The sequence below is a fragment of the Arenimonas sp. GDDSR-1 genome (assembly GCF_025980345.1).
Lineage (GTDB): Bacteria > Pseudomonadota > Gammaproteobacteria > Xanthomonadales > Xanthomonadaceae > Arenimonas.
On the sequence record NZ_JAPDUI010000033.1, the window covers coordinates 1 to 19,585 of the forward strand.

18 protein-coding genes and 2 tRNA genes are annotated in these 19,585 nt (G+C 61.3%); 3 read left to right on the forward strand and 17 right to left on the reverse strand.

All coding sequences use genetic code 11. From position 1 onward, the window contains the following. The 3 genes from Q0W88_RS06810 to Q0W88_RS06820 all read left to right on the forward strand — a co-directional run. On the forward strand, positions 1-561 hold a 561-nt coding region (locus tag Q0W88_RS06810), incomplete at its 5' end, for a cysteine dioxygenase family protein (RefSeq protein ID WP_343212536.1). Between the two features lie 32 nt (positions 562-593). After that, positions 594-679: transfer RNA gene (locus Q0W88_RS06815), tRNA-Leu, on the forward strand. A 116-nt stretch (positions 680-795) separates the two neighbouring features. Next, positions 796-1,434 (forward strand): PliI family lysozyme inhibitor of I-type lysozyme, encoded by a 639-nt coding sequence (locus Q0W88_RS06820; RefSeq protein ID WP_297801439.1) that lies wholly within the window; start codon positions 796-798, stop codon positions 1,432-1,434. Between the two features lie 46 nt (positions 1,435-1,480). On the opposite strand, the gene Q0W88_RS06825 is transcribed toward Q0W88_RS06820, so the two are convergent. The 17 genes from Q0W88_RS06825 to Q0W88_RS06905 form a co-directional block, all read right to left on the reverse strand. After that, positions 1,481-1,918, reverse strand: a complete 438-nt coding sequence (locus Q0W88_RS06825; RefSeq protein ID WP_297801477.1) for a hypothetical protein — start codon at positions 1,916-1,918, stop codon at positions 1,481-1,483. Positions 1,919-1,991: 73 nt separating this feature from the next. After that, positions 1,992-4,091 (reverse strand): polyribonucleotide nucleotidyltransferase, encoded by a 2,100-nt coding sequence (gene pnp / locus Q0W88_RS06830; protein ID WP_297801442.1) that lies wholly within the window; start codon positions 4,089-4,091, stop codon positions 1,992-1,994. A gap of 95 nt (positions 4,092-4,186) precedes the next feature. Continuing rightward, complete coding sequence (gene rpsO / locus Q0W88_RS06835) at positions 4,187-4,447, reverse strand: 30S ribosomal protein S15 (RefSeq protein ID WP_297801444.1); 261 nt, start codon at positions 4,445-4,447, stop codon at positions 4,187-4,189. A 143-nt stretch (positions 4,448-4,590) separates the two neighbouring features. Beyond that, positions 4,591-5,526, reverse strand: a complete 936-nt coding sequence (truB, locus tag Q0W88_RS06840; RefSeq protein WP_297801447.1) for a tRNA pseudouridine(55) synthase TruB — start codon at positions 5,524-5,526, stop codon at positions 4,591-4,593. Positions 5,527-5,551: 25 nt separating this feature from the next. After that, positions 5,552-5,911, reverse strand: coding sequence for a 30S ribosome-binding factor RbfA (gene rbfA, locus Q0W88_RS06845; RefSeq protein WP_297801449.1), 360 nt, complete (start codon positions 5,909-5,911; stop codon positions 5,552-5,554). After that, positions 5,911-8,553, reverse strand: a complete 2,643-nt coding sequence (gene infB / locus Q0W88_RS06850) for a translation initiation factor IF-2 (protein WP_297801452.1) — start codon at positions 8,551-8,553, stop codon at positions 5,911-5,913. The genes rbfA and infB overlap by 1 nt, the downstream gene beginning before the upstream one ends. A 58-nt stretch (positions 8,554-8,611) precedes the next feature. After that, positions 8,612-10,117, reverse strand: a complete 1,506-nt coding sequence (nusA, locus tag Q0W88_RS06855; RefSeq protein WP_297801455.1) for a transcription termination factor NusA — start codon at positions 10,115-10,117, stop codon at positions 8,612-8,614. A gap of 45 nt (positions 10,118-10,162) precedes the next feature. After that, positions 10,163-10,684: a ribosome maturation factor RimP gene (gene rimP, locus Q0W88_RS06860; protein WP_297801479.1), complete on the reverse strand. Its 522-nt coding sequence runs from the start codon at positions 10,682-10,684 to the stop codon at positions 10,163-10,165. Between the two features lie 148 nt (positions 10,685-10,832). After that, a tRNA-Met gene (locus Q0W88_RS06865) sits at positions 10,833-10,909 on the reverse strand. A gap of 51 nt (positions 10,910-10,960) precedes the next feature. Beyond that, a complete protein-coding gene (gene nuoN / locus Q0W88_RS06870; protein ID WP_297801457.1) occupies positions 10,961-12,412 on the reverse strand; it encodes an NADH-quinone oxidoreductase subunit NuoN in 1,452 nt (483 codons plus the stop codon). 10 nt (positions 12,413-12,422) lie between these two features. Beyond that, positions 12,423-13,937: an NADH-quinone oxidoreductase subunit M gene (locus tag Q0W88_RS06875; protein ID WP_297801459.1), complete on the reverse strand. Its 1,515-nt coding sequence runs from the start codon at positions 13,935-13,937 to the stop codon at positions 12,423-12,425. A gap of 17 nt (positions 13,938-13,954) precedes the next feature. Continuing rightward, positions 13,955-16,063 carry an NADH-quinone oxidoreductase subunit L gene (gene nuoL, locus Q0W88_RS06880; RefSeq protein ID WP_297801462.1) on the reverse strand — a complete coding sequence of 703 codons (2,109 nt, stop codon included), beginning with the start codon at positions 16,061-16,063 and terminating at the stop codon, positions 13,955-13,957. A 4-nt stretch (positions 16,064-16,067) separates the two neighbouring features. Continuing rightward, positions 16,068-16,373, reverse strand: a complete 306-nt coding sequence (gene nuoK / locus Q0W88_RS06885) for an NADH-quinone oxidoreductase subunit NuoK (RefSeq protein WP_297801464.1) — start codon at positions 16,371-16,373, stop codon at positions 16,068-16,070. Next, complete coding sequence (locus tag Q0W88_RS06890) at positions 16,370-17,002, reverse strand: NADH-quinone oxidoreductase subunit J (protein WP_297801466.1); 633 nt, start codon at positions 17,000-17,002, stop codon at positions 16,370-16,372. Before Q0W88_RS06890 ends, nuoK begins: the two co-directional genes overlap by 4 nt. Positions 17,003-17,012: 10 nt before the next feature. Then, positions 17,013-17,501, reverse strand: coding sequence for an NADH-quinone oxidoreductase subunit NuoI (gene nuoI, locus Q0W88_RS06895; RefSeq protein WP_297801469.1), 489 nt, complete (start codon positions 17,499-17,501; stop codon positions 17,013-17,015). 7 nt (positions 17,502-17,508) lie between these two features. After that, on the reverse strand, positions 17,509-18,537 hold the full coding sequence (gene nuoH, locus Q0W88_RS06900; RefSeq protein WP_297801481.1) for an NADH-quinone oxidoreductase subunit NuoH: 1,029 nt from the start codon (positions 18,535-18,537) through the stop codon (positions 17,509-17,511). Between the two features lie 56 nt (positions 18,538-18,593). Next, positions 18,594-19,585 (reverse strand): molybdopterin-dependent oxidoreductase (locus Q0W88_RS06905; protein WP_297801471.1); only part of this gene is annotated, 992 nt, incomplete at its 5' end.

Sequence of the window (19,585 nt, forward strand, 5' to 3'; positions counted from 1 at the left end):
AAAGACCGCCTTCTGGACCTGATCCGCGAAGCCTGCGCGGCCAAGGACACCCAGGCCACCATGGCCATCCTGCGGGACGGCTTGAGCGCTTTGATTACCTCCAAGTCGGTGTTTCTTCCGGAATGCGTCTATGAGCCTGTGGAAGGCCATTACGCCCGGCGCGAAATCTACAAGTGTCCGGAAACCGGAGTCAGCGTGGTTGCGATGACCTGGGGCCCCGGACAAGGCACGCCGATCCACGACCATTGCGGCTTGTGGGGAGTCGAAGGCGTGTGGCAGGGCGAAATCGAAATCATTCAATACGAGCTGCTGGAAGACCAGCCCGAGCGCTGCCGTTTCGAGCGCCTCACGCCGGTACTTGGCGGTGTCGGCTCCTCGGGCTGCATCATTCCGCCGCATGAATACCACACCATCCGCAATCCAAGCTCCGACAACATCGCCATTTCCCTGCACATCTACAAGGACAGCATGGGCGACTGCTCGATTTTCGAGCCGCTCGGCGACGGCTGGTACAGCAAGGGCCGCAAGCTGCTGTGCCTGGATCCGGTCGACTGTGAATAAGCCGCCCGATTGGGTATAATGGGCGTCCACATGCCGGTGTGGCGGAATGGTAGACGCGGCGGACTCAAAATCCGCTTATGGTGACATAGTGTAGGTTCGAGTCCTATCACCGGTACCAGATCAAAAACCCCTCGTTGCCGAGGGGTTTTTCATGGTCGGGCACTTGATTCGGGTCAATTTGACGGGGCGATCAGTTGTGCTACATTGGCCACTCACACGCCGAGGAGACCCGCCATGACCAAGTCCGCACTTGCCGCCGCCATCCTGCTTTCGCTTGCCGCCTGCGGCGAAAAGCCGGCCGAAACCGCCCCTGCCGCTGAAACCGCTGCCGCCGCACCTGCGGAAACCGCCACAGCGCCCGAAGCGGCGAAGCCGGGATTCAAGCAGGAACTCGAGCTCCAAGGCATCCGCTTCGTGGTCGAAGCCACCAATGAAGGCTCGATGAACAATCTCACCATCACCCCGAGCGGGCTGAGTGAGGTCAATGATGTGATCAGCCGCGAAATCGACGGCAGCGTGACCAAGGCCGAGATCGGCGACATCAATGCCGACGGCTCGCCGGAGATTTACGTGTGGGTCACCTCGGCCGGCAGCGGCAGTTATGCCACGCCGATCGGCTACTCGGCCAATAACAACAAGAGCCTGAGCGAAATCTACTTCCCGCCGGTCAGCGAAGATGCAGTCAACGGCAAGGGCTACATGGGCCATGATGAATTCGCCGTGGTCGAGGGCATCGTTGCGCAGCGTTTTCCGATTTACAAGGACGGCGACACCAATGCCCAGCCCAGCGGCAAGATGCGCCAGCTGCAGTACAAGCTCACCGCAGGCGAAGCCGGTTGGGTGATGAAAGTCGACCGCGTCGAAGAGTTCTGATTCCTGCAAATGCAGTCGTCCTGAAAACCCCGCTTTGGCGGGGTTTTTATGATCCGTATGGCCACCAGCCGGAACCGGTCCGGGCATAGCGGTCGGCCGCCTGCTCAAAGCGGTTGGTGTGACTGATGCCGCCATGCAGGAAATACAGCGGCAGAAAAAAAAGGCCCAGCGCCATGGTCTGATACACATGCGCCCGTTCGTGACTCCCGATGCGTACGCACTCATCGCCCCCGAAGGCCGCGCAGTGGTAGGTCAGGGTCGGCTCGTCGAGCGATGTTCCGGTATGCAAAATGACCTGCCCGAGCGTCAACGCGCCGCGGCTGAAAAACCGGAAGCCTGAAAACACCACGGCCGCATCGGAAAAAGACACGCGCGCGCCGAGCAGAAGGCTTCCTAGCCCGAGCACCAGACCGACGGCCGTCATCGGCAAAGCCCAGAGGCTGCCGAGGGCAAACAGGATCCGGCTTTTCCAGAACGGGTTCATGCCGTCAGTGTACACAAAACTCCGGCCCACGAAAAAGCGGGCCGAAGCCCGCTTTTTCCTGAAACCGAAGCGCTTATTCGGCGGCGTCTTCGTCCAGTGCCTTCATCGACAGGCGGATACGGCCCTGCTTGTCGACTTCCAGAACTTTCACTTTCACGATATCGCCTTCCTTGAGTTTGTCGGAAACCTTCTCGACGCGCTCGTTGGAAATCTGCGACACATGCACCAGACCGTCTTTGCCCGGAGCGATGGTGACGAACGCGCCGAAATCCATGATCTTGGCGACTTTGCCTTCGTAAACTCGGCCCGGCTCGACATCGGAGGTGATCGATTCGATGCGGGCACGGGCAGCTTCAGCCGCAGCGTTGTTGACCGAGGCAATGGTGATGGTGCCGTCGTCCTGGATGTCGATCTGCGTACCGGTTTCCTTGGTGATGGCCTGGATGACCGAACCGCCCTTGCCGATTACTTCGCGGATCTTGTCCGGATGGATCTTCAGGGTCAGCAGACGCGGCGCGAATTCCGACATTTCGGCACGCGGCGTCGACAGGGCTTTCGCCATTTCGCCGAGGATGTGCAGACGGCCCTGTTTGGCCTGGTCGAGCGCGATGCGCATGATTTCTTCGGTGATGCCTTCGATCTTGATGTCCATCTGCAGCGCGGAGATGCCCTGCTCGGAACCGGCCACTTTGAAATCCATGTCGCCGAGATGGTCTTCGTCACCGAGGATGTCGGACAGCACCACGAAATCGCCGCCTTCCTTGACCAGACCCATGGCGATACCGGCGACCGGAGCTTTCAGCGGAATACCCGCGTCCATCATGGCCAGCGAAGAACCGCAGACCGAGGCCATCGAGGAGGAACCGTTGGATTCGGTGATTTCCGAAACGCAGCGGATGGTGTACGGGAATTCTTCCATGTTCGGCATGACGGCCATCACGCCGCGCTTGGCCAGACGGCCGTGGCCGATTTCACGGCGCTTCGGCGCACCGAAACGGCCGCACTCGCCCACCGAATACGGGGGGAAGTTGTAATGGAACATGAAGTTTTCTTTGTACTCGCCGGACACGGCATCGATGATCTGGCCGTCGCGGGCAGTACCGAGGGTAGCCACCACCAGCGCCTGGGTTTCACCGCGGGTGAACAGGGCCGAACCGTGGGTGCGCGGCAGCACCGAGGTGCGCACGCTGATCGGACGTACGGTGGTGAGATCGCGGCCGTCGATGCGGACCTTGGTCTTCAGCACGGAAGCGCGCATGGTTTCGTATTCGAGCTCGCCGAATTCCTTCGACAGTTCGGCACCGGCCCAGCCATTGGCTTCGGCGTCGGCTTTCAGGCCTTCCATCACTTCGGATTTGATCTTGGCGATGGCGTCACGGCGTTCCAGCTTCTCGCGGATGGCGAAAGCGGCTTCCAGACGGCTGCCGACGGCGGCTTTGAGCGCGGCGATCATGGCTTCATTCTTGGCCGGAGCCTGCCAGGTCCACTTGCTGACGCCGACTTCGGCAACCAGTTCGTTGATGGCGTTGATGACGGTCTGCATCTGCTGATGGCCGAACATCACGGCGCCCAGCATCTGCTGCTCGGAAAGCAGCGCGGCTTCCGATTCCACCATCAGCACGGCACCGGCGGTACCGGCGACGACCAGCTCGAGCTGCGAGGTGGCGAGTTCGGCGGCGGTCGGGTTCAGGATGTACTGGCCGTTGGCGAAACCGACCTTGGCGGCGCCGATCGGACCGTTGAACGGCGCGCCGGACAGAGCCAGGGCGGCGGAGGCGCCGATCAGGGCCGGGATGTCGCCATCAACTTCCGGATTCATCGACACCACGGTGGCGATGATCTGCACTTCATTGCGGAAACCTTCCGGGAACAGCGGGCGGATCGGACGGTCGATCAGGCGGGAAATCAGGGTTTCCTTCTCGGTGGCACGGCCTTCACGCTTGAAGAAGCCGCCCGGGATACGGCCGCCGGCATAGAATTTTTCCTGGTAGTCGACGGTGAGCGGGAAGAAATCCATGCCCTCGCGCTGCGACTTGGCGGCCACGGCGGTGACCAGGACCACGGTGCCTTCGACGCTGACGATGACCGAGCCGCTGGCCTGACGCGCGATTTCACCGGTTTCGATGCTGACTTGATGCTTTCCGTATTGGAAGGTTTTCACGATTTTTGCCACTGTATTATCCTCTTTGATTTCCGCGAGGCGGGCCACATGCCCGCCTTTGATGTACTGCAAAAAACAACGCGGCGCCGAAGCGCCGCGTTGGGTGGTTAGCGACGTAAGCCGAGGCGCTGGATCAGGGCCTGGTAACGTTCGCCGTCTTTCTTTTTCAGATAGGCCAGCAGGCTGCGGCGCTGGTTCACCATTTTCAGGAGGCCGCGGCGCGAGTGGTGGTCTTTCTTGTGGGTCTTGAAGTGTTCGGAAAGGTCTTCGATGCGGGCGGTCAACAGGGCGACCTGGACTTCCGGGGAGCCGGTATCGTTGGCGGCGCGTTTGTGTTCGCCGATGACTTTGCTGGTATCAATGGACATGTCTATTTCTCTATGAAGATGCGAATTCGGCAGAAGCGCACGGTGCGCAACCGCCATAACCGCCGGTTAAGGAAGCTTCGTCAGGGAAGCTGCGAAGCCCGCATATTATACTCGATTCAATCAGTTAGTGGGGTTAAATCGGGTCAATTGATGGCCGCCCAGCGGAACAGACGCTGAACCGTGAGCTCCCCTTCGACACTGATGCCGGCCAGTCCGAGCGGCAGCCCCTGTTCATTGCAGAGCTGAACCCGCTCACTGGCCGCAAACGGCTCCGGAATGCGGATTTTCTGGCCCATGCCCACCCGCCGGGCCTGATCGGCATCCAGAATCAGCCGGGGCACCGCCACCAAGGCCTCGGCCACCGGATGCAGGATGCCCTCCAGCGCCGGAATGCCCTGCTCGGCCAGTGCCTGAAGCCCGTCCAGAGTCCACAGCGGGAGTGTCTGGAACGGCTCGACCCAGAGCCGGCGCAGCGCCGTGACATGGGCGCCGCAGCCGAGCGCTTCGCCCAGATCACGCACCAGACTGCGGATATAGGTTCCCGAGCCGCAGGTCACCCGTAGGCTGAAGGCGTCCGGTTCCAGCGCCAGCAGTTCAATGGCATGGATGCGGACCGGCCTTGCCGGCAGCTCAATGACATCACCGCGGCGTGCTTTCAGGTACATCGGCTCGCCGCCCTGCTTGAGCGCGGAATATACCGGAGGTACCTGCAGGATGTCGCCCGTGAATTGGGGCAACAGGGCCTGCAGCTGCTCTCGGCTGTAGCGTCCAGTCGGCCTCTGGCGCAGCACCTGTCCGTCGGCATCGTCGGTATCGGTGGTGGTACCCAGGGCGGCGCTGACTTCATAGGCTTTGTCGTTACCGAGCAGGATGCCGGCGACCTTGGTGGCTTCACCCAGACAGATCGGCAACACGCCGGTGGCCAGCGGATCAAGCGCACCGGTATGCCCCGCCTTCTCGGCACGGAACAGGTTACGCACCTTCTGCAGGGCCTGGTTGGAGGTCATGCCCCGGGGCTTGTCGAGCAGTATGAGGCCGTCGACCGGGTGTCGGGCGAATGTGAACTGGGCTTTCTTCATGCCGGAAAAAACCGCCCGGAGGCGGTCAGGGCGATTCGGGCTTGGGGCTGTCGCGCAGGAGCTGTTCGATGCGCTCGCCCTTATCGACCGAGTCGTCGTAATGGAAATGCAGCTCGGGCACATGCCGCATCTTGACCGCATGGGCCAGCTGGAAGCGCATTTCAGGCGCCAATTCGTTCAGGGCCTTGACCGCGGCTTTGGAGGAATCGGCCAGCAACGCGGTGACGAACACCTTGGCATGCGCCATGTCGCGGGTAAGCTCGACATCGGACACGCTCAACGAAGGCAGGCCGTGCTCGCGCACCGTGGCGTGTACAATCTGGCCCAGCTCACGGCGGAGCTGGGCGGAAACCCGGTCGGTCCGATGGAAGCTTTTCTTCGCCATCAGAGGCTGCGCGCCACTTCAATGCGTTCGAAGCATTCGATCTGGTCGCCCGGCTTGACGTCGTTGTAGGCTTTCACCGCGATGCCGCATTCGGTACCGCTGCGGACTTCCTCGACGATGTCCTTGAAGCGGCGCAGGCTTTCCAGCTCGCCTTCGAACACCACCACGCTGTTGCGCAGGACGCGGATCGGCTTGTTGCGCTTGACCGTGCCCTCGATGACCAGCGAACCGGCCACGGCGCCGAACTTGGAGCTGCGGAACACGTCGCGGACTTCGGCGATGCCGATGATTTCTTCGCGGATCTCGACACCCAGTAGACCGGAAGCGACCTGTTTGACCTGGTCGATGACGTCATAGATGATCGAGAAGTAGCGCAGGTCGATGCCGTTGCTTTCGATGATCCGGCGCGCCGAAGCATCGGCACGCACGTTGAAGCCGATGACCACGGCCTTGGACGCGGCCGCCAGCGTGGCATCCGATTCGGTAATGCCGCCGACACCGGAAGAAATCACGTTGATGCGGATGGCCTCGTTGGAAAGACCGGTCAGCGAATCACGCAACGCTTCGACGGAACCCTGCACATCGGCCTTGACCAGGATATTGAGCACCTGCTGGCCTTGTCCGGCGCCCATCTGGGCCATGACGTCTTCCATGCGCGAGCCCGGCTGTTTGACCAGACGCGACTCACGGCGCTTGATTTCACGTTGCTGGGCCACTTCCTTGGCCAGACGCTCGTCGGCCACGACCACGAAGTCATCGCCGGCATCCGGCACGCCGGAAAGACCGAGCACCTGAACCGGAATGGACGGACCGGCGGTTTCGGTCTGCTTGCCGTTTTCATCGAACAGCGCACGCACGCGGCCGTACTGCAGGCCGCTGACCAGATAATCGCCCTTCTTGAGGGTGCCTTCCTGGACCAGCACCGTGGCGACCGGACCGCGGCCCTTGTCGAGCGAGGATTCGATGACCACGCCGCTGGCGCGGGCATCGACGGTGGCCTTCAGCTCCAGCAGTTCGGCCTGCACCAGAATCGATTCGAGCAGATTGTCGACGCCGTCACCGGTCTTGGCCGACACCGGCACGAACTGGACGTCGCCGCCCCACTCTTCCGGCACCACTTCCAATTTGACCAGACCCTGTTTGACGTTGTCGGGGTTGGCTTCGGCTTTGTCCATTTTGTTCATGGCCACGATCAGCGGCACTTTCGCCGAACGGGCATGCTCCACCGCTTCGATGGTCTGCGGCATGACGCCGTCATCGGCGGCGACGACAAGGACCACGATGTCGGTCAGTTTAGCGCCGCGGGCGCGCATGGCGGTGAACGCGGCATGGCCCGGAGTATCCAGGAAGCTGATGACGCCACGCGGTGTCTCGACATGATAAGCGCCGATGTGCTGGGTGATCCCGCCGGCTTCGCCGGTGGCGACCTTGGTGCGGCGGATGTAATCCAGCAGGGACGTCTTGCCGTGATCGACATGACCCATGATGGTAACGACCGGCGGACGCGGGCTTTTCTCGCCCTGGACTTCGTCCAGATGCGCGACCAGCGCCAGTTCGGCATCATTGTCATTGGCCTGTACGGCTTTGTGGCCCAGCTCTTCGACGACCAGCACGGCGGTGTCGTGATCGATGACCTGGTTGATGGTGACCATCATGCCCATTTTGAACAGGGCGCGAACCACATCCGAGCCTTTCATCGCCAGCTTGTTGGCCAGTTCGGAAACGACAATCGATTCGCCGACGGCGACTTCACGGGTGATGGGAGCGGTCGGACGCGAGAAGCCATGCTGTCCGGTCGCGGTGCGCGAGGCTTCCATGGTTTTCTGCTTCGGCTTCCTCTTGCCGGCACTGACGCGGCGTTCGCGTTCGGCGGCGGTCAGATGCAGCTGGCCGCTGATGTTCTGCAGCGCGGAATCATCATCGATGTCGTTGTCGACCATGACATGCGAGCCGCGCACCTTGTGCTTGGCGGTCTTGGCGGGCGCCTTGTCCTTGGCGGCCTTGGCCGGCTCGTGGCGGATGGCCTCGGTCTTGTGCGGTTTATGGCCGTGCTTCTCATCGCGCTCGCGGCGGGATTCATGACCGGCGGCATCGGCATCGGCGACTCCGGTTTTCTTGCCGGCAAGTTCAGCCGCGGCGACACGCGCCTTCTCTTCGGCCTCGCGTGCGATGCGTTCCTTTTCGGAGCGTTCGGATTCGATCTGCTCGCGACGTGCGCGGTCGAATTCGCTCAGACGCGCCTGTTCTTCGGCATTGCGCGATTTCGATGCTTCGAGTTTGCGCAGGACTTCTTCGCGCTCGTCGGAAACCGGAGCGGTGACTTCGTCGCGTTTGACATAAGTGCGCTTCTGGCGCACTTCGACCGCGACCGTGGTCTTGGACTTGCCGGAACTGGCAACCGTCAGCTCTTCCGTCTTGCGGCGGGCAATGGTGATCTTTTTCGGCGCAGCGGCTGCTTCAGCCGGCTTTTCGGTCTTGCCGTGCGAACGGCGCAGGAAGCCGAGCAGCTTTATCTTCTCGGTGCTGCTGACGACCTGGTCGGGACCGGAAAATTCCATGCCGGCATCGGCAAGCTGCTTGAGCAGCTTGTCGACCGGCAATCCGACGATTTTTGCCAACGATCCTACGGTTACTTCTGACATGGAGGTGTCGATCCTTGATTTTTGTGATGCAGATTACATGGCTTGCGTTTCGCGCGGTTCAGTTCGTCTGCTCGAGACGAGCGATTTCTGCGGCACGGGCGGCCAGGATGAACGCCGAAGCGCGCTCCATGCCCATGTCTTCGATATCGGAAATCTCGTCAGCGGCCAACTCGGCCAGGTCATCGGGGGTGGAAACGCCGCGTTCGGCCAGCGCATAGGCGATGCTTTCGCTCATGCCGTCCATCGCCAGCAGGTCCTCGGACGGTTTGTGCTCCTCGATTTCCTCTTCAGCAGCCAGGGCTTCGTTAAGCAGGGCGTCGCGGGCTCGGGCGCGCAGTTCTTCCACGATATCCTCGTCGAAGCCTTCAACGGCCAGCAGTTCGGCCGCCGGCACATAAGCGATTTCCTCGACCGTATTGAAGCCTTCGGCGACCAGGATGCCGGCGATTTCCTCGTCCACTTCCAGTTTTTCGACGAATACGGCGCGCGCGGCGGCCTGTTCGGCCTCGCTCTTGGCGGACACCTGGTCCTGGGTCATGACATTCAATTGCCAACCGGTCAGACGGCTGGCCAGACGCACGTTCTGGCCGCCCTTGCCGATGGCCTGGGCCAGCTTGTCTTCAGCCACGGCGATGTCCATCGAGTGCTTGTCTTCATCGACGATGATGGACTGCACTTCGGCCGGCGCCATGGCATTGATGACGAACTGGGCCGGGTTGTCGGACCACAGCACGATGTCGACGCGCTCACCGTTCAGTTCATTGGAAACAGCCTGGACGCGCGAGCCGCGCATGCCGATGCAGGCACCGATCGGATCGGTGCGGTGATCGTGGGCCAGCACGGCGATCTTGGCGCGGTCGCCCGGATCGCGGGCGGCACCCTTGATTTCGACCAGGCCCTGGCCGACTTCCGGCACTTCCAGTTTGAACAACTCGATCATGAACTCCGGCGCGATGCGCGAGATGATCAGCTGCGGGCCGCGGGTTTCGGCGCGGGTTTCGGCCAGATAGCCGCGGACGCGGTCGCCTGGACGCAGGACGTCGCGCGGAATGGCCTTGTCTTTCGGAATGATGGCTTCGGCGTTGCCGCCGAGATCGACGTAGACATTGCCACGCTCGGCGCGCTTGACTACGCCGTTGACCAGTTCGCCGACGCGGTCGTTCCACTGCTCGAGCACCAGTGCGCGCTCGGCTTCACGGACGCGCTGGACGATGACCTGCTTGGCGGCCTGTGCGGCGATGCGGCCGAATTCGGGATTTTCGACCTGTTGCTCGACGAAGTCGCCGACTTCGGCGCCCTCCATCTCATCCACGGCATCCATCAGGCGGATCATGCGGTCGGGCGATTCCATGACCACGTCGTCGGCCACCACTTCCCAGCGGCGGAAGGTTTCATAGGTGCCGTCTTTGGGATTGATGGCGACGCGGATCGACACGTCCTCGTCGTGGTAACGCTTTTTCGCGGCCGAAGCCAGCGCCGATTCCATCGCCTGGATGATGACCTGACGGTCGACGCCTTTTTCGTTGGCGACCGCTTCCATGACCAATAAAAGTTCTTTACTCACAATCCAACTCCGTATCCTTCGGCCGGGCCGAAAATTAGTCGAAAATCACGATTTCTTGGGCACCGGTTTCCTGCGCCCGCCTTTGGGTTCAGCCACCAGACCGAGCGCCACGAGATCCGGCACCAGCCTGGCTTTATCCACATTGCCGATGGCGACCGTGAACTCACGGCCATCGACATCCAACACGATTCCGGCATCGCTGACGGAAAGCACCTTGCCCTGCAGCCGCCGCCGTCCGTCCTGCGGAAGACTCAGGCTGATCTTGACCTGCTCGCCGATCTGCCGCGCAAACTGCGCGAGCGTGAACAGCGGCCGGTCAATGCCCGGCGAGGACACTTCCAGCGTGTACTGCGAGGCAATCGGATCATTGACATCGAGGTTGGCCGACACTTCCCGGCTGACCGCTTCGCAATCCTCGATGCTGACCAGGCGCTCCGGCGCGTCGATATACAGACGCAACAGGGCGTTGCCCGCCGCCGGCGAGAATTCGACGCCCAGCAACTCGAGCCCCAAGCCGCGAACGGTCGGGTCCAATAATTCCTTCAATTCCAAGGCTTTACCGGTCATTGCCATGCTGCCATCTCCCTGCGCCGTGCGATGTTGCTAATAAAAAAGGGCCTGACGGCCCTTTTCCGGTACTTCCTAGTTCCGGCGTCCGAAGCCGAACGGCACTTCGAACTAGCCCCGCATCCGGCCAAAGCCGACTGCGTCAAACTGGTAGCGGGGGCAGGATTTGAACCTACGACCTTCGGGTTATGAGCCCGACGAGCTGCCAGACTGCTCCACCCCGCATCAGTGAACCGACATTATAGCGGAAGTGGCCGTCCGGACACAAGTCCCGCGTCAAGCGGCCGGAAACGCCCTCAGGCACCAGGACAGGATGGCATTGGAGAACAGCCCCAGAACCAACAGCGCCGATGCATTGAGAACGAACGCCGCCCGCAGATGGCGGTCCGGATTGATATCGGCAGCCTCGATTTCGGGCTTCTCGAAAAACATCACGCGGATCAGCTTCAGGTAATAGAAGGCACCGATCACGGCACAAATCACCGCCAGCAGGGCCAGCCACTGGTAACCGGCATTCAAGGCCGCAACAATGACCTGCAACTTGGCGAAGAAGCCGAGGAACGGCGGCACACCGGCCAGAGAGGCGACCACGAACAGGATCAGGAAAGCGTAACCCGGATGCTTGACCCACAGGCCGCGGAATCCATCGATGTCATCGGCGTCAAAACCGGCACGGCTGAGCAGGATCAGCGCACCGAACGCAGCCACGGCGGTGATTCCGTAGCTGATGGCATAGAACATCGCGGCGGCATAACCGCTGGCATCGGCACTGAGCAGGCCGAGGAACAGGAAACCGACATGCGAGATGGTCGAATAGGCCAGCAGGCGTTTGAAACTGGACTGCACCAGCGCCATCAGGTTGCCGAGCACCAGCGACAGGGCGGACAGAATGGCAATCAGCGGCACCCAATCGGCCATGCTGTTGCCGGCAGCCGACTCGAGCAGACGGTAGGCCATGGCGAACGCCGCCATTTTCGGTGCCGAAGCGATGTACGCGGTAACCGCGGTCGGTGCGCCCTGGTAGACATCGGGCAGCCACATGTGGAACGGTGCGGCACCGAACTTGAAGGCAACGCCGGCCACCGCGAACACCACGCCGAGTTTGAACAGCATCGGCGAGGCGGTCGTGCCGGATGCGGCATAGATGGCATCGAACTGCAGGCTGCCGGTGGCACCGTAAATCATTGACATGCCGTACAGCAGCAGACCCGACGCGATGGCGCCGAGCACGAAATACTTGATCGCCGCTTCCGAGACCAAGGGGTTGTCGCGGTCGAGTGCGACCAGACCGTAGGAACTCAGCGCCAGCAACTCGAGGCCAAGATACAGCACGGTCAGATTGCCGGCCGAAATCATCAGCATCATGCCGAGCACGCCGAACAAGGCCAACACGTAGAATTCGGATTTGAACAGGCCGCGTTCGATCAGATAGGGTTTGGCGTAAATGAAGGCGAAGGCGGTTACCGCATAAATGCCGATTTTCAGCACATCGCCGGCGATGTCATGGATGAACATGCCGCCGAAAGCCAGACTGGTTCCGGTTGCCATGTCGCGCACGGTCAGCAGAATCGCCGCAACGAGAACGGCAACCGCCAGGAAGTGGATCAACGGCCGGCGTTTGGCATCGATGAACAGATCGAGCATCAGCAGGGCGAAGGCCGAGCAGCAGATGAATATTTCCGGCAGGATGGCATGCAGGTCCGCCGCGGAGATCATGGGAATGGTCATTGGCGGTTCCTCAGAGCTTGGTTTGCACGATGTGGTCGACCAAGGCCGCGATCGGCGCATCCATCAGGTCGACGAGGGGTTTCGGATAGACGCCGAGTGCGAGCACGCCTGCAGCAAACAGGCCGAGCATCCAGGCTTCGCGGGCATTGATGTCGGTCAGCTCGGCGACATGGTGGTTGGCGATGTCGCCGAACACCACGCGCTTGACCATCCACAGGGTGTAAGCAGCGCCGAGGATGAGCGTGATCGCGGCGAAGAAGGCGATCAGTGGATGCGCCTGGAATGCAGCGAGGATGACCATGAATTCACCGACGAAGCCGCTGGTACCCGGCAATCCGGCATTGGCCATGGCGAACAGCACGAAGAATCCGGCGAACCACGGCATGGTGTTGATGACGCCGCCGTAATCCTTGATCATCCGGCTGTGCATGCGGTCATAAAGAACACCGACGCAGCTGAACATGGCGCCGGAAATGAACCCGTGTGAAATCATCTGGACCATGCCGCCCTGCAGGCTGAGACGGGCGCCTTCCAGATTGCCGTCCTGGCGCACCATGGCGAACACGATGAAGCTGGCCAGGGTCACGAAACCCATGTGCGCGATTGATGAATACGCAATCAGCTTCTTCATGTCTTCCTGCACCAGGGCCACCAGACCGATGTAGACCACGGCGATCAGCGACAGCAGAATGACCAGCCAGGCCCACTCGGTGGACGCATCCGGAACGATGGGCAGACTGAAACGCAGGAACCCGTATCCGCCGATTTTGAGCATGATCGCGGCCAGGATGACCGATCCGCCTGTCGGCGCCTCGACGTGCGCATCCGGAAGCCAGGTATGCACCGGCACCATCGGCACTTTGACCGAGAAGGCGGCAAGGAAAGCAAAGAACAGCCACATCTGCTCGGTGGCGTTCAGCGGCAGCTGGGCCCAGGTCGCCAGGTCGAAACTTCCGGACTTGTTGTACAGATAGATCAGGCCGATCAGCATGAACACCGAGCCGAGGAAGGTGTACAGGAAGAACTTGATGCTGGCATAGATGCGGCGCGGACCGCCCCAGATGCCGATGATGATGAACATCGGAATCAGCATGCCTTCGAAGAAGATGTAGAACAGGATGGCATCCAGGGCGCAGAACACGCCCACCATGAGTCCTTCAAGCACCAACATGGCGGCAAAATACTGATGTGCGCGGTTCTCGATCGAGCTCCAGGACCCCATCAGCACCAGTACCGTGGTGAAGGTGGTCAGCAGAATCAGCGCGACCGAGATTCCGTCGACGCCGAGACTGTAGTTGATGTTGAATCCCGGGAGCCACGGCAATTGCTCGCCGAACTGCATCATGGCGGTTGATTGATCGATGCCGAGGTACAGCTTGATGCTGAGCAGGAAAGTGGCCAGCGTCACCAGCAGCGCGAAGACTTTGGCGCTGCCGATGCGGCGGTCACCGAGCAGGAAGGTGATCAGGCCGCCGAGAATCGGGAGCCAGATGAGTGTGCTGAGTAGCGGCAGGTGGGTGCCCATGCGAGTAATCCTTGTCCTTATTCAGCAAACAGGTGGGTTGCGATGGCCAGCATCGCAATTAGACCGACGATCATGGCAAACGCGTAAGTGGTCAGACGGCCGGTCTGGGTGCCGCGGATGCCGCGTGCGATACGGCCGACCAGATTGGCCGTGCCATTGACCAGCACGCCGTCGATCAGGCCGGCATCGATGTATTTCCAGGCCTTGCCGCCGAGCGCGATGCTGCCGCCGGCGAAACCCTTGATCCAGAGGTCGTCGAACCCGTACTTGTTCTCCAGCACGCGGATCGGCAATGCGAAGATCTTCTGCGCGCGCTCGGCTACACGGATATTGAACAGATAGATGTAAGTTGCCAAAGCAAACCCGGAAAGGGCCAGCCAGAACGCCGGCATCTGCATGCCGTGCAGCGCGAAGGCGACCGGGCCGTGGAATTCCTCGCCGAGCACGGCGATGACGTCGTTCTGCGGCAACACTTCGATGGCGCCGGTAAAGAAGCCGCCGAACAGCATTGGCCCGACCGTGAAGAAGCCGATGAAAATCGAGGGGATCGCCAGCAGGATCAGCGGAACCGTGACCACCCAGGGGGACTCATGCGGTAGACCGCCATGGTCGTGATGTCCGTGATCATCATGGCCGGATGCGGCCTCATTGCCGTGGATTTCATGCGGTTCGGCATGATGCGCCGCTTCGGCATGGGTTTCAAAGCGTTCCTTGCCGTGGAAGGTCAGGTAGAGCAGACGGAAACTGTAGAAGCTGGTCACGAACACGCCGAGCATCACCGCCCAATAGGCATAGGTGTTGATCCAGTGGCCGCCGTGAGCGGCATGCGCGGCCGCTTCGATGATGGTGTCTTTCGAGTAGAACCCGGAGAAGAACGGCGTACCGACCAATGCCAAGGTACCGATCAGACTGGTCCAGTAGGTAATCGGCATGTATTTCTTCAGACCGCCCATCTTGCGCATGTCCTGCTCGTGGTGCATGCCGATGATGACCGAACCGGCGGCCAGGAACAGCAGCGCCTTGAAGAAGGCGTGCGTCATCAGATGGAAGACCGCGGCCGAATAGGCGGATACGCCGAGCGCAACGGTCATGTAGCCGAGCTGCGACAGGGTGGAATAGGCAACCACGCGCTTGACGTCGTTCTGGATGATGCCGATCAGTCCGGTGAACAGCGCGGTGGTGGCGCCGATGAACAGGACGAAATGCAGGGCCGTCGGGCTGAGCTCGAAAATCGGTGACATGCGGGCGACCATGAAGATGCCGGCGGTCACCATGGTTGCCGCGTGGATAAGCGCAGAAATCGGGGTCGGACCTTCCATCGAATCGGGCAGCCAGACATGCAACGGCACCTGCGCCGACTTGCCCATGGCGCCGATGAACAGGCTGATGGCAATGAAGGTGACGGCCGACACTTCCCAGGCAGCGAAGGTATGGCCGAGCACAGTAAAGGTGGGGATCAACTCGATAACAGCCTGGGAAATCCCGTTGACCTGCGAAAAGGCCTGGGCGTAATCGAGCGTACCGGTGAAATAAACCACCCCGCAGATGCCGAGCAGGAATCCGAAATCGCCGACGCGGTTGACCAGGAAGGCTTTCAGGTTGGCGAAAATGGCGCTCGGGCGCTTGTACCAGAAACCGATCAGCAGATAGGACACCAGACCGACCGCTTCCCAGCCGAAGAACAGCTGCAGGAAGTTGTTGCTCATCACCAGCATCAGCATCGAGAAGGTGAACAGCGAGATGTAGCTGAAGAAGCGCTGGTAGCCCGGATCGTCCTGCATGTAGCCGATGGTGTAGACATGGACAAGCAGCGAGACGAAGGTCACCACCACCATCATCATCGCCGTGAGGCGGTCGACCATGAAACCGACATGGGCCGAGAAACGCCCGCTTTCGAAGAAGGTGTACAGGTTCTGGTTGAACGGCAGCGCCGACTCGTACAGGAACTGGCCCAGAACGTAAATGGACAGTCCGCAGCTCAGGGCGACCAGCGCAATGGTGGCGCTGTGGGCGCCTTTGCGGCCGAGTTGGCGTCCGAACAGGCCGGCGAATACCGCACCGAGCAGCGGCGCGAGCGCGGTGACCAGAAGGATGGCCGGGGACAGCTGTGTGGGTTCATTCAACATCGCATCAACCTTTCAGGGAATCCAGTTCGGCCACATTGATGGTGCGGCGGTTTCGGAACAGCGTGACCAGAATGGCCAGACCGATGGCGGCCTCGGCGGCGGCAACGGTCAGGATGAAAAAGACGAAGACCTGGCCATCGACATTGCCGAGGAATCGCGAGAACGCCACGAAGTTGACGTTCACCGAAAGCAGCATGAGCTCGATGCACATCAGCAGCAGAATGACGTTCTTGCGGTTGATGATGATGCCGGCAATGCTCAGGCTGAACAGGGCGGCGGCGAATACCAGGTAGTGTTCGAGCGTAATCATTTGGCCTCCGGAGCGCCATCGTCGGTTTTGACGGTCGCCGCCATCTTGACCAGGCGGACGCGGTCGTCACGGCGCACCAGCACCTGTTCCGACGGATTCTGGGTTTTGGTGCCGGCGCGGCGGCGCAGCGTCAGCGGCACGGCAACAACCACCGCCACGGTCAGGATGACGGCGGCGGTTTCGAACGGCAGCATGTAGCGGCTGAACAGGGCCTGGGCAATCCAATGCAGGTTGCTGTCGTTTGCCAGCAGCGCCGGATCGGCGGCCGGCATGGCCCGTGCCGCTCCCCGGCCGACGCCGAGCAACAGCAGGATTTCGGCGAACATCACCCCGGCGACCGCGATGGCGGCCGGGAAATGCTTGATGAAGCCCTCGCGCTGCGGCGCGGTATGCACATCCAGCATCATCACCACGAACAGGAACAGGATCATTACCGCGCCGATATAGACCAGCACCAGGACGATGCCCAGGAACTCGGCCTGCAACAGCAGCCACAGGCAGGCGGTCGAGAAGAAGGTCAGCACCAGACTCAGCACCGAGTGCACCGGGTTGCGGAAACTGATGACCGCTACCGCGGACGACAGGGCCACGGCGGCGAACAGGTAAAACGCGATCATTTCGAAGTTCAAGCGCCCTCTCCTATCGGTAAGCCGCGTCGGCCTGGCGGCGTTCGGCGATTTCCGCCTCGAAACGGTCGCCGATGGCGAGCAGCTGCGGCTTGGTCACGATGTTCTCGCCGCGGTTTTCGAAGTGGTATTCATGGATGTGGGTCTCGACGATGGAATCGACCGGACAGCTCTCTTCGCAGAAACCGCAGAAGATGCATTTGAACAGGTCGATGTCGTAACGCGTGGTGCGGCGCTGGCCGTCCTCGCGCGGAGCCGAGTCGATGGTGATGGCCAGTGCCGGGCAGACCGCCTCGCACAGCTTGCAGGCGATGCAGCGTTCTTCGCCGTTCGGATACCGGCGCAAGGCGTGCAGGCCGCGGAAACGCGCGGACTGCGGGAATTTCTCGAACGGATAGTTGACGTTGTACTTGGGCTTGAACATGTAGGTCAAGGTCAGCCAGAGTCCCTGCAGGAACTCCACCAGCATCAGGCTTTTGAGGTAATTGAACAGTCGGATCATGTTGACCTCAGGCTCCCAGGACAAACCAGTTGTTGTAAGCCGCAACCGCCGCCACGAAAATCCAGGCAATGGTGATCGGAATGAACACTTTCCAGCCCAGCCGCATGATCTGGTCGTACCGGTAGCGCGGGAAGCTGGCGCGGAACCAGACGAAACAGAAGGCGAAGAACAGGGCTTTCAGGAACAGCCAGTGGATACCGGGCGCGGCCAGCAGGCCGGCGACGCCCTCGGTGCCGAGCCAGCCCTGGAACGGCGACAGCCAGCCGCCGAGGAACAGGAGCGCGGTCAGGAAGCTGACCAGTATCATGTTGGCGTATTCGGCCAGGAAGAAAATGGCGAACGCAGAGCCGGAGTATTCGACATGGAAACCGGCCACGATTTCCGACTCGCCTTCGGCGACATCGAACGGGGCGCGGTTGGTTTCGGCGGTACCGGAAATAAAATACACGATGAACAGCGGGAACAGCGGGATGAAGAACCACTCCAGGAAACCGCTGTTGCCGGACTGGGCATTGACGATTTCGGTCAGGTTCATGCTGCCGGCCGCCACCAGAACACCGACCAGCGCGAAGCCCATGGCGATTTCGTAACTGATGACCTGCGAGGCGGCGCGCAAGGCGCCCATCACCGCGTATTTCGAGTTGGAGGCCCAGCCGCCGAGGATGATGCCGTATACGCCCATCGACGTCAGTGCCAGCAGCATCAGGATGCCGGCATTGATGTCGGAAAGCACCAGCGGACCGGTATCGTTTTCGCCGAACGGAATCAGCGCCCATGCCGCGAGCGCCGGTGCCAATGCAATCAACGGTGCCAGACGGTACAGGAACGGACTGGCCTTGTCGGGCGTGATCAATTCCTTGAACAGCATCTTGAACACGTCGGCGAAGGCCTGAATGACGCCGATGCCGAATACACCACCGACATACTGCGGCCCTTGCCGCACGTGCATCCAACCGATGATCTTGCGTTCAAACAGGGTATAGAAGGCCACGGCGATGATGATCGGCAGCATGATGACCAGGATTTTGACCAGCATCCAGGCCAGGCTGCCGATAAGGCCGAACTGCACGAAGAATTCGCGAATGAGATCAATCACGGGGCGGCCCTCACGATGGCCAGGGAAGCCGTCTGGGACAGCGGCGCGGTGGCGGGATGATTCGTTTCGATCCAGACACAGGATTCCGGAACCATGCGGCTCAGCACCACCGGCAAAGCGGCGCTGCCGGTGCCGTCACCGACTTTGGCGATCTGCCCTTCCTGCAGGCCGATTTTGGCGGCGGCAGCGGGATGCATGACCAGACGCGGGCCGGCATTCAGCGGATGGGCCTGCAAGGAGGCAGCGCGACGGGTGACGGCATCGCCGCGGTATATCGGACTGGTGCTGATACGTTCGAAACCTTCGGATCGGGCGCGCTTGGCCGAAAGGCCGGTGCCGGACGTCACGGAATGTTTGACCAGACCGGAATGCAGGCCGTCGATGTCGGTGAAATCCAGTGCCGGAAGCGCGGCGGCCTCATAAAGGGCGCGCAGCACGCGCCAGCCGCTTTGCGCGGACCCCGGCAGCTTGCCGGCAGCTTCGGCGTGCTGATCGCGGCCGTCGGCATTGGTCAACGTGGCCTGGATTTCCGGCAGCAGACCGATCGGCAGAATGACATCGGCCAGCTCTTTCAGCGATTCGGTGACATAGGCGCTGCAGGCCACGACTTTCGCCCCGATCATCGCCTTGACGGCGCGGGTCGTGTCGCTGAAGTCGAACTGCGGCTCGATGCCGAACAGCAACAGGGCTTTCAAATCGCCGTCGAGCATGGCGCCCGCATGACGGCCACCCTCGCCCGGCAGCACGTTGTGCTGGGCCAGACCAAGGGCATTGGCGCCCTGCGGCAGACGGCATACGCTGGCCTTGCCGGCCTGCTGCAAGGCCTTGGCGGCGGCACGGATGTGCGAGGCCTCGGCGTGGTTCTCGGCGATTTCACCCAGAATCAGAACGCTGCCATCGGCCAGTGAGACCGACAGCGCGGACAGCGCGTCCGCCAAACCGGACGGCGGCACGATGACTTTGGAGGCGACATCGAACGTGAAATCGA

Excerpts from the sequence above, each read along its gene's own strand:
- Q0W88_RS06820 (WP_297801439.1), top strand. The coding sequence starts at position 796 with ATGACCAAGTCCGCACTTGCCGCCGCCATCCTGCTTTCGCTTGCCGCC.
- Q0W88_RS06825 (WP_297801477.1), bottom strand. The coding sequence starts at position 1,918 with ATGAACCCGTTCTGGAAAAGCCGGATCCTGTTTGCCCTCGGCAGCCTC.
- rpsO (WP_297801444.1), bottom strand. The coding sequence starts at position 4,447 with ATGTCCATTGATACCAGCAAAGTCATCGGCGAACACAAACGCGCCGCC.
- truB (WP_297801447.1), bottom strand. The coding sequence starts at position 5,526 with ATGAAGAAAGCCCAGTTCACATTCGCCCGACACCCGGTCGACGGCCTC.
- rbfA (WP_297801449.1), bottom strand. The coding sequence starts at position 5,911 with ATGGCGAAGAAAAGCTTCCATCGGACCGACCGGGTTTCCGCCCAGCTC.
- infB (WP_297801452.1), bottom strand. The coding sequence starts at position 8,553 with ATGTCAGAAGTAACCGTAGGATCGTTGGCAAAAATCGTCGGATTGCCG.
- rimP (WP_297801479.1), bottom strand. The coding sequence starts at position 10,684 with ATGACCGGTAAAGCCTTGGAATTGAAGGAATTATTGGACCCGACCGTT.
- nuoN (WP_297801457.1), bottom strand. The coding sequence starts at position 12,412 with ATGACCATTCCCATGATCTCCGCGGCGGACCTGCATGCCATCCTGCCG.
- Q0W88_RS06875 (WP_297801459.1), bottom strand. The coding sequence starts at position 13,937 with ATGGGCACCCACCTGCCGCTACTCAGCACACTCATCTGGCTCCCGATT.
- nuoL (WP_297801462.1), bottom strand. The coding sequence starts at position 16,063 with ATGTTGAATGAACCCACACAGCTGTCCCCGGCCATCCTTCTGGTCACC.
- nuoK (WP_297801464.1), bottom strand. The coding sequence starts at position 16,373 with ATGATTACGCTCGAACACTACCTGGTATTCGCCGCCGCCCTGTTCAGC.
- nuoI (WP_297801469.1), bottom strand. The coding sequence starts at position 17,501 with ATGATCCGACTGTTCAATTACCTCAAAAGCCTGATGCTGGTGGAGTTC.
- nuoH (WP_297801481.1), bottom strand. The coding sequence starts at position 18,537 with ATGCTGGTCAAAATCCTGGTCATCATGCTGCCGATCATCATCGCCGTG.